Source organism: Flavobacteriaceae bacterium, from assembly GCA_014075215.1.
Lineage (GTDB): Bacteria > Bacteroidota > Bacteroidia > Flavobacteriales > Flavobacteriaceae > Polaribacter.
The window spans coordinates 3,298,795-3,314,394 of the sequence record CP046177.1 but is presented as its reverse complement, the minus strand read 5'-3'; the positions used below and the strand labels follow the sequence as shown (position 1 = coordinate 3,314,394).

Genomic DNA, 15,600 nt, shown 5'->3' with positions numbered 1-15,600 from the left:
TTAATTTTTTTTGAAAAGAAAGTATGAACGATAAGAATAAAAATATAAAACCAAATACGCCTAAGTTTAAGTTTAGTATATATTGGGTGTATGCAGCCATTTTTTTACTGATTTTAGGTTTTAATTTTATAAATGGCGATGCTTTTTCTGCGCGGGGATTATCGGAAAATAAATTTGATGAGATTTTAAGAGATAATGATATTGATAGAATTCTGATTATCAATAATAGCTTAGCTCAGATTTTTATTAAAAAAGAAGCGCAAAATAAAGAGCGCTATAAGGACATTACAAAAAGCGCTTTTTTTAATAGTAATTCTCCTATGTATGAATACAATTTTGGAGATCTGCAGAATTTTGAAAATAAAATAAAAAAAGCAAAGGAGGATAGAGGGTTGGATTTTGATAGAAGAAATGCTGAAAAAACCAGTATATTTGATCAGATCATTACTTTTTTACCTTTTATTTTATTAATAGCGATTTGGATATTTTTCATGAGGAGAATGTCTGCTTCCGGAGGTGCTCCCGGAGGACAAATCTTTAATATCGGGAAATCGAAGGCGAGATTGTTTGACAATGATACCAAAGTAAAAACATCTTTTTTAGATGTAGCTGGTTTAGAAGGTGCAAAAGAAGAAGTACAAGAGATCGTAGATTTTTTAAAGAGCCCTGAAAAATATACTTCTTTGGGAGGTAAGATACCCAAAGGTGCTCTTTTAGTAGGCCCTCCTGGTACCGGTAAAACCTTGTTGGCAAAAGCAGTTGCAGGCGAAGCAGGTGTTCCTTTCTTTTCTTTATCCGGTTCGGATTTTGTTGAAATGTTTGTCGGTGTCGGAGCATCCAGAGTAAGGGATCTCTTTAAACAGGCACAGCAAAAATCACCTTCCATTATTTTTATTGATGAGATAGATGCAATTGGCAGGGCTCGTGGAAAAAATAGTATGACGGGAGGCAATGATGAGAGAGAAAATACGCTGAACCAGCTATTGACCGAAATGGATGGTTTTGGAACCGATACAAATGTCATTGTATTGGCTGCTACAAACAGGGCAGACGTGTTAGATAAGGCCTTAATGAGAGCCGGTCGTTTTGATCGTCAGATTTATGTGGATCTACCGGATATCAGAGAACGAAAAGAGATTTTTGAAGTCCATATCAAGCCATTAAAATTAGCTAAGGATGTAGATGTGGAATTTCTCGCTCAGCAGACACCCGGTTTTTCCGGGGCAGATATTGCCAATATGTGCAATGAAGCTGCGCTTATAGCCGCCAGGCACAATAAAAAATTGATACACCATCAGGATTTTCTGGATGCAGTGGACAGAATTGTAGGGGGGTTAGAGAAAAAGAATAAAGTTATTACGCCAAAAGAGAAGAAAACAATTGCTTTTCATGAAGCCGGGCATGCCACCGTAAGTTGGATGCTGGAACATGCAGCTCCTTTGGTAAAGGTTACTATTGTTCCGAGAGGGCAATCTTTGGGAGCCGCCTGGTATTTACCGGCGGAACGTATGATTGTACAAACCGAACAAATGCTGGATGAGATGTGTGCAGCTTTAGGAGGTAGGGCAGCTGAAAAAATTATTTTTGATAAAATATCAACAGGAGCACTAAGCGATTTGGAAAAGGTAACGAAACAGGCCAGAGCTATGGTTACCGTATACGGGCTGAATGAAGAAGTGGGCAATGTTACCTATTATGATTCTTCGGGCAATGATGCTTTTGTAAAACCGTATAGTGAAGAGACCGCCAAAAAAATTGATAAAGAAATTTCTAAAATGATTGAAAGTCAGTATAAACGGGCAATAAGTATTTTACAAAAGCACAAAGAAAAGCTGACGATATTGGCGGAGTTACTCTTAGAAAAAGAAGTTATTTTCAAAGATGATTTGGAAAAAATATTTGGAAAAAGATCTTTTGGAGAGGAAGAGGAGGAAGGAATAAAGAAAGAATAAAAAACAGTGCTCTCATCATGAGTTTCTTCAAAAAAATATTTAACCTTAAAGACCCGGCAGCTAAAAAAATTAAAGAAGAGGAAGTTCAGTTATCTCTTGACGATGCTTTTGTGCATCATTTTATTTGGAAAGGAGGGAAGTTTCTATATTGTCTTTCCGAGGAGGAATTGAAAACTAATTTGAATCGAATTTTGTTAGAAAATCAATGGAATAAGGTAGCATGTTTGCACTTACATGAACATTCTTTTATTAAAGATTTGGATATTGAAGTAACTTCCAAACATAACTCTGAAATTCCTTTTTTTACAAATTGTGAACATCTGATTTCAGACTGTGGAGATATTTTGTTTTCGTCTAATCAGATAGGAGGTCATAAGTTGGTTTCGTTGACAGAAAATTTCATTGTTTTTGCAAAAACAAGCCAGTTAGTGAAAGATATCGGAGAAGGGCTGACAGGCATTAAAACCAACTATAAAAATATTCCGACAAATATAAGTGCTGTCAGAAATTATCGAGTGAGTCCGGATGATGATAGCTTTTTACACTATGGGAATGGTAATGCAAAAAACTTATATTTGCTGCTCTTAGAAGATTTATAGAATGCAAAACCTTATAAAAAGGAGTATTTCGGGTTTTATTTATGTTATTGTTTTTTTATCGGCTGTTCTATATTCCGTAGAATCTTTCGTATTGCTAATGGCCGTTTTTGGATTTTTGTGTATATATGAGTTCGGAAAGTTAATTCAGTTAAAAAATGCAATTCCCTACATTGTTTTTTTGGGAATTATTGCAGCGATTTATTTTAAAATAACCAACGATAAAGTAATTACAGGCCTGTTAATTTTAGCATTAACGGGTTCGGTGCATATGATTGCATATATATACGCCAAAGGGAAAAATGATCCGGTTAATTTTCTTCAAAAATTAGACATATCTGTTCGTTATCTGGTTTTTTCATTAAGTTTTATTGTATTCATCCCATTTATTAATGATACCTATCAACCGTACTTACTTGTCAGTATTTTAATATTGATGTGGGTCAATGACAGTTTTGCCTACCTGACAGGTAAGAATTTTGGAAAAAGAAAACTCTTTGAAAGCATATCTCCCAAGAAAACCATAGAGGGTGTTATAGGCGGTGTATTTTTCTCAATAATTACTGCTGTTTTAATTGCTGTTTATTCGGAGACATTAACCATTTTTAATTGGATAATGTTAGCCATTATCATATCCTTAACAGGAACTCTAGGCGATTTGGTAGAATCAAAATTTAAGAGGCAGGCTAAAATTAAAGATAGCGGAATCATAATGCCCGGTCATGGCGGATTATTAGATAGATTAGACAGCTTGTTGTTTGCGGCCCCATTTGTATATTTGTACATTCAATTTATAAGTTAACCATATGCTTCGCTTTCATAAAGAAGGTTATAAAATTATATTACTGGCATTTATTTTTGCGCTTACAGGAATATTTCTGGCAGAAAAGTATATTGAGAATTTTCAACTGTTAAAAACGATCCAGGTACTGCTGTTGCTCTTTTTAGTGTTAATACTTCAGTTTTTTAGGAACCCAAAAAGAAATACGACTGTTAATGATCACCATATTATTGCCCCGGTAGATGGTAAAGTAGTAGTCATAGAAGAGGTTCGGGAAGAAGAATATTTTAAAGATAAAAGAGTACAGGTTTCTATTTTTATGTCCCCTGTCAATGTACATGTTACCAGATATGCTCTAAGCGGGAAAGTAAAATATAGTAAATACCACCCCGGTAAGTATCTTGTTGCATGGCACCCCAAATCATCAATTCATAATGAAAGAACTACGATAGTGATAGAAAATCCGTCGTTTGGAGAAGTACTATACAGGCAAATAGCGGGAGTGCTTGCCAGAAGGATAATGAATTATGCAAAGGAAGGCGAACATGTGATCCAGGGAACAGACGCGGGTTTTATTAAATTTGGTTCCAGAGTAGATGTATTTTTGCCCGTAGGAACTAAATTAAAGGTATCGCTTGGAGATGTAGTCAGAGGAGGAGAGCAGGTGATTGCCGAAAAAGAATAATGAATGATATTAGGTAAGGAAATATTAAAATTTAATCAATACTCATACACATGAAAAAATTAACAACACTACTATTTATGGTATCCGCTATTAGTTTTATAGCGTGTAAAACCGAAAAAAAAGAAAAAAAGAAAAATACAATTGAAACCGAGAAGAGCACTGCTGCATTTTCATTATCCGATGCGGCTACCAAAGTAAACTGGACAGCTTATAAGACTACAGAGAAAGTACCTGTAACTGGGCAGTTTAAGAAAGTAAACATTATTTCCGGGGGAGCAGGAAATACGATAAAAGAGGCAATTAATGATGTGGCATTTTCCATACCGGTAAGTAGTATTTTTACATCAGATACCAGTAGAGATTTTAAAATCAGAAAATTCTTTTTCGGTGTGATGGAAAAAACAAACATACTGTCAGGAAAATTTATCATTGAAAATGATTCTTTGGGCTATGCTAACCTAACTATGAACGGAGTAACTGAAAAATTACCTTTTGATTATACTGTTGAAGGGAAACAGTTCTCAATGACTGCCACTATGGATGTGTTGAAATGGAAAACTCAAAGCCCTATGGATTCTTTAAATGTAGCTTGTAAAGATTTACATAAAGGATTGGACGGTATTAGCAAAACGTGGTCTGAAGTAGCCATTCATATTTCGTCTACCTTTAAATAGGTAGCATAAGATATAACCGTAGAGGGGAGTTATTTATTATAACTCCTTTTTTTATTTTGCTAAATTTTTCAAAGCATCTTTTAACTGAGGGAATTTGAACCGAAATCCGGTAAGAGTTATTTTCTCTGACGAAATTCTACTTCCTTCCAATAGTAGTATGGCCAGTTTTCCAAAAATAAGTTGTAGTAAAATAGCAGGTACTCCAAAGGCAATAAAAGGACGTTTACCGGTTTGAGCGAGTATTTTTGAAAACGAACTGCTCGTTTGGTGTTCCGGAGCAACTGCATTAAATATACCTGACATATGAATATCCTCTATAGCCCTGATATACATATGGCACAAGTCATCGATATGAATCCAGGGGACGTATTGTTTTCCGGATCCGATAGGAGAAATAACAGACGTTTTCATTTTTGCTAACACTCCTCCGTTTTTACTTAGTACGATTCCGGTTCTAAAGATAACGGTACGAATATGTTCCGAATTAAATTTGAGTACAGCCTGTTCCCATAACACACATACTTTTCCTATAAAATCATTAGCCGGAGAGTCGGTTTCTTTAAAAATGTGTTTAGAGGTGATGGCTCCGTAATAACCAATGGCTGAAGCTGAAATAAAACCCTTTAATGGAAGTTTGGATTGCTTTACTTTTTGTAATAAAAGTTCGGTAGATTTTATTCTGCTGTCTATGATTTCCTGTTTTCTTTTTTCCGTCCATCTTTTGTCAGCGATACCTGCACCTGCCAGATGAATGATATAATCTAATTTGTGAAAAGCATTTTCGTCTATAAATTGTTCATTAATATCCCATTTGTATTCACTATCACTTTTAGGGGTTCTCGTCAGAATACATACCTCATAACCTTTTTGCTTTAGAAGAAAAAGGAGTTGTTTCCCAATTAAACCGGAGCCACCGGTAATTAAAACTTTTACCATATATTGGGTAAAGATAAAAAAAACCGCAATCTAATTTGAACTGCGGTTTATACCATTTCCAATTTAAAAATACTCAAATAAAAAACAGCCATTTTTAATGAGTAAATTTAAGTCAGAAATGGTATTACTATTATTTCAGAGATTTGGAATTACTTAATCTCTTTCATCACATTAGTAATTAGTGTTTTTAAATGGTTTTTATGTGCTTTGGTTGCTATATTCCCTGTTCCGTTGCTTACCCATGTCTTAATATTTTTTAAGTTCATTAGCACCATGGATTGGGCAGCGGTATTAAATCGGTTAGCTGTTTTGCCGGTAATCATATTGATCAATCTTTTTACATACATAATTTGTAAGTTTTGTCGGAAAGAATTAATGCTTCCGTATACATCCGGCTTAAACATTGCATTATTTAAATCCGTCATAAAAACGGATAATTTATATTGATTTCCATACAATTCGGAGTCAGACAATCTTTGTAGCGTATTTGGATGCATGATATGTGCCAGCACCCTAGCTTGATATCCTAAAATTTGCTTGTGAATTTTCGGATCTTCCGGCCCGCTAAAAAAGTTATACCCTCTACGTTGCCAGGCCAGGTAATTATAGATTTCTTTAGGGGCTTTGAATGCATTTGGAGCAAACACATATTTCTTTAAAGCATTGAACGCTCTTTTTTGATCTGCCAGACTTACAGGAGTATATGGCATTGTACCGCCTGTTTGGCCTGCCATAGCTCTGTCTACGTATATACCACCGATAAATCTGGATATGACATCACCGGCTCTTGCTGCTTGACCGTTTAATGTATAATACGCTCTGACTACATCTACATAAGTCCCGTTGTCTTTGGCAAAACGAGTTTTTATATTTTTCATCATATCATTCACTAATTGGAATCTATTGATGGAATAAGTAATCTGGTCATTAGATAAATCACCTGTCATTACACGTGGATCAATTGCCTTACCGGGAGAACGCATATCATCTGCATCATTTCCAAAAATCAATTCGGGTTTTGTAGATTGCTCTAATAAGGCATTCATTTCAGCTTCATCTTTAAAATCCTGATACCCATACCGAATCGCCCAAATATCATAAGGTCCCACATTCATGTCGTAATATTGACCTTGTTTGGTTCTATCGTTAGTCAGGTTGATTCCGGCATAATCCATTACCGATCCTGTTAGTGCTTTTCCTTTGATAAAGTCGGCATCTGCCAATTGCTCCGGAGAGAATAGCTGACTGGCTTTCATATTGTGATTTAAACCTAACGTGTGTCCAACTTCATGCATAATCAGAGATTTCATTCCTTCTTTTTTCAATGTTTCCATTTCCATTTCAGATGCGCCCGTAGCTTCTAATACGGTATTCCCAAACATATTATTTTCGTGCATCAGGTGCCCCATAGAACAAAATAGATGACTCTCTTTTTCTTTTAATCTTTTCACCTCTAGTTCTTCTGCTGTTTCCAGTTTCATATAGGCAGCGGCATCATTATATAATCTATCGGCAAAAACCCTGTTTGTAAAGTGTACATATTCTAACATGATGTCGGCACCTAAAATCTCACCGGTCCGCGGATTTACAAAACTGGGCCCGTAACCACCAAAAGGAGGGTTAGGAGAAGAAGTCCAACGCAATACATTGTATCGTACATCGCCGGCATCCCAATCTGCATCGTCCGGTTGTACTTTTACGACGATTGCATTTTTGAATCCTGCCTTTTCAAAAGCTGCATTCCATGCCAAAACACCTTCTTTTATGGTTTCTCTCCATTTTAAGGGAGTTGTATTTTCAATCCACCAGATAATGGGAGTTACAGGTTCGGAAACAGTTGCATTAGGGTCTTTTTTTACTAATCGCCACCTGTGAATAAGGTCTTTGTAATTGACAGTTTCCGCAGAGGTCATGTCATTAATCTGAGTTAAAAAATAACCTACTCTGGGGTCGTCCATTCTCATTTCATATCCGTCTTCCGGCATATTCATAAAAGTGTGAAAAACCTTTATAGATACATTCCTGCCATCTGTAACGGCTCTGGAACCTCGATTTAAAACTCCGGGATTGCTAAAAACGTATTCGGTTTTGATATTTGTATTTTCCGGATAGTTCTTTATAGCTTCAATTTTTGATTTGTTTTTATCAAATTTTCCTAAAGTAAATGCAAAAGGGGATCTGCCGGGATATCTGGGAGCTTTGATTCTTTTCAATTTTTCTGATAAGAATAATCCTGTTGCATTAATCAAATATTCACCTTTTTTATCGTTAGCTGCCAATACTTTGGAACTGGCAATAGTAGCATCACTTATATTGGCACTAGCTGCTTTAGACAGCATATTTTCCTTATCAAAATAAAACGATGTATTTGGAGCGATAAACTCAATTTTATTAAAATGTTTTTTTATGTTAAAAATACTGGATCTGCCATAGGCACCCCTAAACATTCCTGCGTCTGTAACAGCATCAGCAATTTGAGAGAAGTAAATAAAATCTCTATTTAGCTGATCTTTGGTTATCAGCATTTTTACATCCCCGGTAATGGTATCTTGAAACAGGGTAAATAACCCTTCTGTTTTCTTACTGCTTTTTGTTAGAGAAGCAATTGTTTTTTTCTTTTTTTTTGGCTTTGGTTTATCAACGGTCTCTGTCTTATTCTTTTTCTTTTTTTTTCTTCTTTGTGCATCTATATCCTGAATACCCACAATGGTAAATACTAAAAATAGTGACCAAATGACCCTAAACACTCTGGAATTCGTTGTTTTCATGATTTAAATTGATTTTAATGTAAATTGATAAGCAAGATAGTTTTTAATGACCTTATCTTTTGTTAAGAATATTATAAAGTTACAATTAAATCAAAACAACTTGATTTTAGTACATGACAAAAAATATAATTAATTGATTATCAGTAAATTAAATGTTAAATAATTAAAATAAAGCATTGATTTTCAGTATATTAGAAGAATAACATCACTCATTTTTCTAATGAAAAAAACCAATGCTTCCACTAAAAGTAGTGAATTAAATTCAGTTTTAAGTTCTCATTTCCAAGGTAAGATCAATTTGGCAAGAATCAAACTCATATCACATTTCATTATCGCCCTCTGTAAGGTACAGACAGTTACCTTTGAAAAGGTAGCCAACGCTTTTGAGACCTCAGTAGATTCGAAGTCATCACTCAGACGTATTCAAAGATTTATTGCTGATTATTCGTTGGATGGAGATTTGATCGCTCGTCTTATATTTAGTCTCCTTCCTAAGCAAGAGGGATTGATCTTGAGTATTGATAGGACCAATTGGAAGTTTGGTCAGACCAACATCAACATTTTTATGTTGGGAGTTGTCTATAAAGGTGTTGCCTTCCCATTTATTACACGCTTATTAATTGACGGTGCCGTGTTGGGAGTTGTCTATAAAGGTGTTGCCTTCCCATTGTTATTTACTATGTTAGATAAGCCAGGGAACTCTAACAGTCAGGAGCGTATTGATCTTGTGAATCGTTTCATAAGACTTTTTGGCAAAGATGTTATTAAATCCATTGTAGCCGATAGAGAGTTTGTAGGTAATCATTGGTTGGATTTCTTGAATACAAATGGAATCAAATATTATATCCGCATTCGAAACAACTTTAAGGTAGAGCTTCCTGATAAGAACAAAACCATCAAAGTATTTCACTTGTTTAATCCACATAAGATCAATGAGTTTGTGTATTATCCTAAAATTGTACGTGTTAATGGTCAGCTTTGTTTCCTTTCCGGATGCAAGTTGTACCCAAAAAATGGAAAGCCTGATTTCTTAATCATTGTATCGTTCAACGCTCCTGATAAGGCCTTTGAACAATACAAAGAACGATGGCAGATAGAGATGTGTTTTAAAGCAATGAAAGCCAGTGGCTTTCATTGCTTTAAAACACACACCTGCAAGATATTAAGCGTATTGAAAAATTTAGTACTGTTTGTAATGATGGCTTTCGTATGGTGTTACAAAGTTGGTATATATTTACATCAGATTAAGCCTATCAAAATAAAAAAGCATGGAAGAATGGCTAAAAGCATATTCAAATATGGATTAGATTATATCGCTTCTGTGCTATTAAACCCTGTAAATCAAAACAATATGAACTTGACTAAATTTTTGTCATGTACTTAGCAACTTGATATAAAATAAGATTTATAGATAAATTTTAAATCAGAAATAGTATAACAATTCTATCGGAAGATAAAGAAATTATACCCATTAGATTTTAAATTTATTAAAAATTGCTCTTTTTTGTCTGATCATAACTTCCCAAATCTTTTGAGATAAGACCGTTTTACTACTAGATTAAAGATAATAGAAGCTAGAAATATGAAAGTAATGAATCTATATTTTTGCATCTAAAAACGGAAGCGATCTTATTTTCAACGTACGGACAGCAGTGTTGTTTAATCAAAAAAATGACTGTTTTTTTTAGTTGAATATTTGTAAATCAGAAACAGTATTACAGTGAACTCATTTAAACTTAAAATGGTTGTTATTCCCCGAGAAAGGGATATCTGTAATTTGTTGGAGTTACAAAAGTTTCTTTAATGAGCCTTGGTGATACCCAGCGCAATAAGTTTTGAGCAGACCCGGCTTTGTCATTGGTTCCCGAAGCTCTGGCCCCTCCAAAAGGTTGTTGGCCCACGACAGCACCGGTAGGTTTATCATTGATATAGAAATTCCCCGCACAATTTTCCAATGCTTTGGTTGCTTCCGTGACAGCATATCTGTCGGTAGCAAACACAGCTCCTGTCAAAGCATATTCGGATGTTTGATCTACCAGTTGCAATGTCTCCGACCAATCTTCATCGTCATAAATATATACGGTAACAACAGGGCCAAATAACTCAGTACACATAGTTGTGTATTTAGGATATTTAGTCAAAATTACGGTAGGTTCAACAAAATACCCTTTGGACTTGTCATACTTCCCGCCGGCAATTACTTCTGCATTTGGATCAGATTTCGCATTATCTATGTATGAAGCTAACTTATCAAAAGAATTTTCATGGATTACAGCAGTAATAAAATGACTCATATCTTCGGGTGAACCCATTTTAAAAGATGCAATATCTTCTTTTACATAATTTAAGATTTTTTCAGCTATTGATTTCGGTAAATATACCCTTGAAGCGGCAGAACATTTTTGACCCTGAAATTCAAAAGCTCCACGAGAAATTCCCGTTGCTACTTGTTTTGCATCTGCGGAAGGGTGTGCAATGATAAAATCTTTACCTCCGGTTTCTCCTACAATTCTAGGGTAGGTCTTATAATTATGAATATGTTCTCCGGTTTTTTTCCAAATTTCTTTGAATACATAGGTAGATCCTGTAAAATGAATCCCGGCAAAATCAGTGCTTGCCAATACGGTATCCGTAATCATTACCGGATCTCCGTATACGACATTAATTACTCCATCCGGTAGGCCGGCTTCCTTAAATACGTCCATTATCACTTTTGCAGAGAAAATTTGGTGATCAGATGGCTTCCATACGACAGTGTTCCCCATCATAGCGGCACTGGCAGGCAGATTACCTGCAATGGCAGTAAAATTAAAAGGGGTAACAGCATATATAAACCCTTCTAAGGGTCTGTATTCAACCCTGTTCCAGATTTCTTCTGCAGAATCCGGCTGATCCGCATATATCTGAGACATGAATGCAACATTGAAATTTAAAAAATCTATTAGCTCACAAGCAGCGTCAATTTCAGCCTGATGTATTGTTTTGGACTGGGCTATCATCGTAGCAGCATTGAGCTTTGCTCTGTGCGGACCGGCAATCAAACTTGCAGCTTTTAAGAAAATAGCTGCTCTTTCTGTCCAGGGAATTTGAGACCAGTTTTTTCTTGCTTCTAAAGCTGTAGTGATGGCTCTTTGAATGTGATCTTTGTTTCCCACATGGTATTGACCAACTATATGCCGGTGGTCATGAGGAGGAGCTATATTTTTGGTGTTTCCGGTTCTTATTTCTTCATTTCCAATATACATGGGTATATCTGCAAATCCATTAAAGTAGGTTGTGTATTGAGCAGAAACCGCAGCTCTTTCGGTGCTTCCGGGAGCATATGATTTTACAGGTTCGTTATTAGCTGTTGGTACTTGAAAAAAACCTTTTCCCATTTTATTTATGTTATATGTTAGCGTCTATTCATTTTGATAGTATAAAGTTACAATTAATTATCCGAGACCTTTGCAAAATAGAGATATATTCCGTATTGAAATTGATTTGGCTTCAAATTTCTTCCTTCTCGAAAATTTTAAATCCTCAAAACCAACAGGTTACTCCGGTTGAAAATTTTCTTCGGGTATCGAACTTTTTTGCCAAATCAATTTTGCAAAGGCCTCTATCCGTTTTTTCTTGTAGATTTGAACTATATTTATGTTGAATATTTTTTATGTGTACGGTAACCTACATCCCGATTGATAATAAGGATTTTATTTTTACATCTAATAGAGATGAAAATCCGAATCGAAAAGCGATTGCTCCTATGACCTATGTAGAAAATGGAGTGAAGATGGTATATCCGAAAGACGAATTAGCAGGAGGTACATGGATTGGGATTAGTGAGAAAAAAAGATTGGTCTGTTTACTAAACGGAGGTTTTGAAAAACATAAGCATAACGCTTTTTACAAGATGAGTAGAGGCGTTATTGTCAGGAAATTGTTGAAAGCTAAAAATCTATTGAGTACTATCTATGAATTTAATTTTGAAAACATAGAACCTTTTACTATTGTTTTAATTGATTGGAATACAAAGTTATCAGTGTATGAGTTAGTTTGGGATGGAATTAAAAAACATGTTAAGGAACTAAAAAATGAGCCTAAAATTTGGTCGTCATCTACGTTGTATGACGCTCAAATGAAACAAGACAGAGCCAACTGGTTTAATGATTGGTTAGAAGAAGGCGATCTCAATCAGGAAGAGGTGATGCGATTTCATCAGGATACGGAAAGAGGAACACAGGAGACGGCATTGAAAATGAAACGACCTTTTGTAGAAACGGTAAGTATTACATCCGTAAAAAAAGAAAAGGAACATGTAACATTACACTATTTGGATTTTGTACACGATAAAAAGACTTCAGCAATGCTTAGTACAATATAAATGTTATAATTGATAAAACTCCAAACCCTATAGAGGCCATAAATATAAAAGCGAAATTTATGATTAAAAACTTAATAAATGTTTTAAAATACCTTTGTTTGTAAAAATGTTTCATAGCAATAAGCAGGTATATCAAGAAGATAAATGAAAATATCAAGATGATATAGTCATTTTTCGTAATCATATTTAAAGTGTAAAAAAGGGTTAATAAGATAAAGAATACCGTTTGTGTATGAAAAACAAAGATGAGATGCTCTACATAGGTAAACTTTCTTCTGATATAAATAAACCTAAGAAATAATGTGAAAAAAGGAAGGAATATAAAAATAGAAACAGACGCATAAGAGATAATCTCTTTTCGTAATTTATTATTTTCCTCACTGGTGTTTTTCAAAAAAGAATTCACCTTGCCGGCTCTGGTATATAAGAATCTGTTAAAAAAAGTTTTTTGCGCTCCCAGGCTGGTTAATGCCGAATCTATACTAACTTCGGGATGCTTTTTTTGATAATTGACCATTTTGGTAATACGTCCGTTTTTATCATCAAAATCAATATCTCCGAGTTCTTTGGGGTTTTTAATTTCTGCTTGTATGGAATCTTTGATTTCTTCAGGAATAAAGGCTAGTATATTGGGGTTTATAGAATCTATCTTTTTTATTTCACTGTTTAAATTTGTTTGTGCTTTATGAACAAGAGAGTCTATTTCTTTTTTGTTAGTTTCCTGGAAATCAATAATTGAGAAATTGGTATTCGTAGCATTTTCACCAAGCCTGGTAAACTCCTGATACTTGTTGGTTACACTTAAAATCAAAAAGAAAATAATGGAGACAGTCAGATAAAACTGAAAAGGATTTGAATAACGTACTCTTTTTCCATTAATAAAATCTCTGGAGACTTTGCCGGGTTTTGTTAATAAAGGAATGATGGTCATCCAGAATTTTGCATCCAGAGAAAAAAAGCCGTTAAACACCTCAACAATAAAGTTTTTAAAAGTAATTCTTTTTCTTTTATTTTTTTGCCCGCAATACGGACAAAAATTCTCATGCCCTGAAAACGGATACCCGCAATTGTAGCATTCAGGTTCTTTATAAGAAACAAGCTGTTTTTTTCTCCTAATTAGTTTAATGCTGACGGTGTTATTAGTTGAGAACTGGGAATAGTCACGGCAAAGGTTTCTAAAGAATCAATATCCGTCATCGTAAAGAATCCTTTCGTAGTACCTATATCGGAATGTAAAATGCATCCGGATTTGTAGGTGTATACATCTTGTGGTTTCAGTATAGGTGTTTGCCCCACGACCCCTTCTCCTTTTACTATTTCGGTAACATTTAAAGAATCAAATATTTCCCAATACCTATTTATTAATTGTACGGTATCTGCAGACTTATTTTCTATGGTGATATAATAACTAAAATTGTGATACGTATTTAAATTTCGTAACAAAATACCCTCATACATTGTCTTTACTAAAACTCCAATTCCTTTTGTTATTTTTCGAACCATACCCGGCTAATATAGTATTTTTTGTTAAAAAATCACAAATTTTACAGTACTATCGCTCTCCTGCAAAATAGGAATTGCCCACACCTATTACACGATCATATAATCCCCCTATTTGTTTAAAGTATACAATGACAGTATATTCATTTTCCGTAACAGAAAAATCACCCATAATGTCACCGTAATAAACTGTTTCATCATTATCTTTAGTAATATAGGTGTAGTTATAAAACCCCTGTTTTAATAAGATATTTGCAAAATACACGCCCATATCTTCATCATAGCTCATCTTATTTTCCGGTGTGAGTTCAAAGTTATTAAAGCCTCCAAAAATATATACATCTTTAGCTGCAATTTCTTCGGATATAAAAGTGAAATGCATCATGGCATAATCTGCTTCGGTGTCATTATCTGCTCCCTCTAAAGTCCTGATCACAAATTGACCATTGATGTCGGGATTGTACGAATAAGAAGGATATCTTCTCTTTTTAAAGGGCAAAAGATAATGATGATACACTTCTTTTCTTTCTATTTTTACAATATTGATGCTTTTGTTTCTGAGAATCTTACTGTCAAAATTCAAATACTGGTTTCCTCCACTGAAATTACTTTTGTTGATGTACCTGTAGATAAGCTGATTGGCTCTGAAAAATTGAGGTTGTAAACCGGTAATCGCTGAATCCCAATTTTGATTTTGTATCACTGCAACATGTATTTCCTGATTGGGATTGTTAATAGCAAGTGACGAATAATTTACAGTAAATTGAACTGTTTGCTCTGTGTTTAGCGTTTTTACATTTCTGCTTCTGGAAGTTGCTACTCCCACAATAACAGCATCTTCATAGAGTACAAACCTCCTGGTAAAAACAACTTCGTCATATTCGTTTAAAACAGACAGTAAATAGTTGCCGCTTTTAGTAATAATAGTATTCCGGTTTGGAATTTTAACAGCATAATGCGTATAATTCTGAAAAGTGTTAAATGAATTATTGACATCCAATATAATATTAGACTGAAACCCGTCTATGTATTGATTTGACATGAGCCTGCTCGGTTTCCAATCATGACTCATGTGCTCAACTTTATAATAGTAATTTTTTTGATCGGCATCCAAATCGTCAAAAGATAATTCCAATACGGTGCCTAAAGGTACAATTGATGAAAATTGATTAGGAGCCAAAGGCCTTAGTTCAACAGATTTAATCGTTGAAATAATATGCTCTTGATTAAATAAAGGATTGTTTATAAAGAGAATTAAATAAATAAGAAGATAATTTTTCATATGGAATTCCGACTGAGTTCACCATTTATAAAACAAACCTACTAAAATAAAATTGTGTATATG

The 15,600-nt window shown here is 34.6% G+C and carries 13 protein-coding genes; 7 read left to right on the top strand and 6 right to left on the bottom strand.

Going from position 1 to position 15,600, the window contains the following annotated elements; translation table 11 throughout:
- Nucleotides 1-23 precede the first annotated feature (23 nt).
- From hflB to GKR88_16405, 5 genes are read left to right on the top strand one after another with little or no spacing between them, the layout of a single operon-like run.
- Nucleotides 24-1,952, top strand: a complete 1,929-nt coding sequence (hflB, locus tag GKR88_16425) for an ATP-dependent zinc metalloprotease FtsH (GenBank protein ID QMU65707.1) — start codon at nt 24-26, stop codon at nt 1,950-1,952.
- A gap of 17 nt (nt 1,953-1,969) precedes the next feature.
- Complete coding sequence (locus GKR88_16420) at nt 1,970-2,551, top strand: hypothetical protein (GenBank protein QMU65706.1); 582 nt, start codon at nt 1,970-1,972, stop codon at nt 2,549-2,551.
- 1 nt (nt 2,552) lies between these two features.
- Entirely contained in the window at nt 2,553-3,350 is a 798-nt protein-coding gene (locus GKR88_16415) for a CDP-archaeol synthase (GenBank protein QMU65705.1), read from the top strand.
- Between the two features lie 4 nt (nt 3,351-3,354).
- Nucleotides 3,355-4,014 (top strand): phosphatidylserine decarboxylase family protein, encoded by a 660-nt coding sequence (locus tag GKR88_16410; protein ID QMU65704.1) that lies wholly within the window; start codon nt 3,355-3,357, stop codon nt 4,012-4,014.
- A gap of 50 nt (nt 4,015-4,064) precedes the next feature.
- On the top strand, nt 4,065-4,688 hold the full coding sequence (locus GKR88_16405; protein QMU65703.1) for a hypothetical protein: 624 nt from the start codon (nt 4,065-4,067) through the stop codon (nt 4,686-4,688).
- Between the two features lie 51 nt (nt 4,689-4,739).
- Here GKR88_16405 and GKR88_16400 read toward each other — a convergent pair whose 3' ends face one another.
- The gene (locus GKR88_16400) at nt 4,740-5,624 is read right to left on the bottom strand and encodes a TIGR01777 family protein (GenBank protein ID QMU65702.1); all 885 of its coding nucleotides are present in this window, start codon (nt 5,622-5,624) and stop codon (nt 4,740-4,742) included.
- 149 nt (nt 5,625-5,773) lie between these two features.
- The gene (locus GKR88_16395) at nt 5,774-8,392 is read right to left on the bottom strand and encodes a DUF5117 domain-containing protein (protein ID QMU65701.1); all 2,619 of its coding nucleotides are present in this window, start codon (nt 8,390-8,392) and stop codon (nt 5,774-5,776) included.
- A gap of 220 nt (nt 8,393-8,612) precedes the next feature.
- On the opposite strand from GKR88_16395, the gene GKR88_16390 reads away from it, so the two are divergent.
- A complete protein-coding gene (locus GKR88_16390; protein QMU65700.1) occupies nt 8,613-9,776 on the top strand; it encodes an IS4 family transposase in 1,164 nt (387 codons plus the stop codon).
- A 364-nt stretch (nt 9,777-10,140) separates the two neighbouring features.
- On the opposite strand, the gene pruA is transcribed toward GKR88_16390, so the two are convergent.
- Complete coding sequence (pruA, locus tag GKR88_16385; protein ID QMU65699.1) at nt 10,141-11,769, bottom strand: L-glutamate gamma-semialdehyde dehydrogenase; 1,629 nt, start codon at nt 11,767-11,769, stop codon at nt 10,141-10,143.
- 275 nt (nt 11,770-12,044) lie between these two features.
- Here pruA and GKR88_16380 point away from each other — a divergent pair, with 275 nt between their 5' ends.
- Complete coding sequence (locus GKR88_16380; protein ID QMU65698.1) at nt 12,045-12,755, top strand: hypothetical protein; 711 nt, start codon at nt 12,045-12,047, stop codon at nt 12,753-12,755.
- On the opposite strand, the gene GKR88_16375 is transcribed toward GKR88_16380, so the two are convergent.
- From GKR88_16375 to GKR88_16365, 3 genes are all read right to left on the bottom strand, one after another.
- On the bottom strand, nt 12,742-13,725 hold the full coding sequence (locus GKR88_16375; protein ID QMU65697.1) for a DUF3667 domain-containing protein: 984 nt from the start codon (nt 13,723-13,725) through the stop codon (nt 12,742-12,744). The genes GKR88_16380 and GKR88_16375 overlap by 14 nt on opposite strands.
- Before the next feature lie 146 nt (nt 13,726-13,871).
- Nucleotides 13,872-14,258: a Co2+/Mg2+ efflux protein ApaG gene (apaG, locus tag GKR88_16370; protein QMU65696.1), complete on the bottom strand. Its 387-nt coding sequence runs from the start codon at nt 14,256-14,258 to the stop codon at nt 13,872-13,874.
- 49 nt (nt 14,259-14,307) lie between these two features.
- Entirely contained in the window at nt 14,308-15,537 is a 1,230-nt protein-coding gene (locus tag GKR88_16365) for a DUF5103 domain-containing protein (GenBank protein QMU65695.1), read from the bottom strand.
- Nucleotides 15,538-15,600 lie beyond the last annotated feature (63 nt).

What these genes read in the sequence shown, in the direction of transcription:
- hflB (QMU65707.1), top strand. Translation starts at nt 24, where the DNA reads ATGAACGATAAGAATAAAAATATAAAACCAAATACGCCTAAGTTTAAG.
- GKR88_16420 (QMU65706.1), top strand. Translation starts at nt 1,970, where the DNA reads ATGAGTTTCTTCAAAAAAATATTTAACCTTAAAGACCCGGCAGCTAAA.
- GKR88_16415 (QMU65705.1), top strand. Translation starts at nt 2,553, where the DNA reads ATGCAAAACCTTATAAAAAGGAGTATTTCGGGTTTTATTTATGTTATT.
- GKR88_16410 (QMU65704.1), top strand. Translation starts at nt 3,355, where the DNA reads ATGCTTCGCTTTCATAAAGAAGGTTATAAAATTATATTACTGGCATTT.
- GKR88_16405 (QMU65703.1), top strand. Translation starts at nt 4,065, where the DNA reads ATGAAAAAATTAACAACACTACTATTTATGGTATCCGCTATTAGTTTT.
- GKR88_16400 (QMU65702.1), bottom strand. Translation starts at nt 5,624, where the DNA reads ATGGTAAAAGTTTTAATTACCGGTGGCTCCGGTTTAATTGGGAAACAA.
- GKR88_16395 (QMU65701.1), bottom strand. Translation starts at nt 8,392, where the DNA reads ATGAAAACAACGAATTCCAGAGTGTTTAGGGTCATTTGGTCACTATTT.
- GKR88_16390 (QMU65700.1), top strand. Translation starts at nt 8,613, where the DNA reads ATGAAAAAAACCAATGCTTCCACTAAAAGTAGTGAATTAAATTCAGTT.
- pruA (QMU65699.1), bottom strand. Translation starts at nt 11,769, where the DNA reads ATGGGAAAAGGTTTTTTTCAAGTACCAACAGCTAATAACGAACCTGTA.
- GKR88_16380 (QMU65698.1), top strand. Translation starts at nt 12,045, where the DNA reads ATGTGTACGGTAACCTACATCCCGATTGATAATAAGGATTTTATTTTT.
- apaG (QMU65696.1), bottom strand. Translation starts at nt 14,258, where the DNA reads ATGGTTCGAAAAATAACAAAAGGAATTGGAGTTTTAGTAAAGACAATG.
- GKR88_16365 (QMU65695.1), bottom strand. Translation starts at nt 15,537, where the DNA reads ATGAAAAATTATCTTCTTATTTATTTAATTCTCTTTATAAACAATCCT.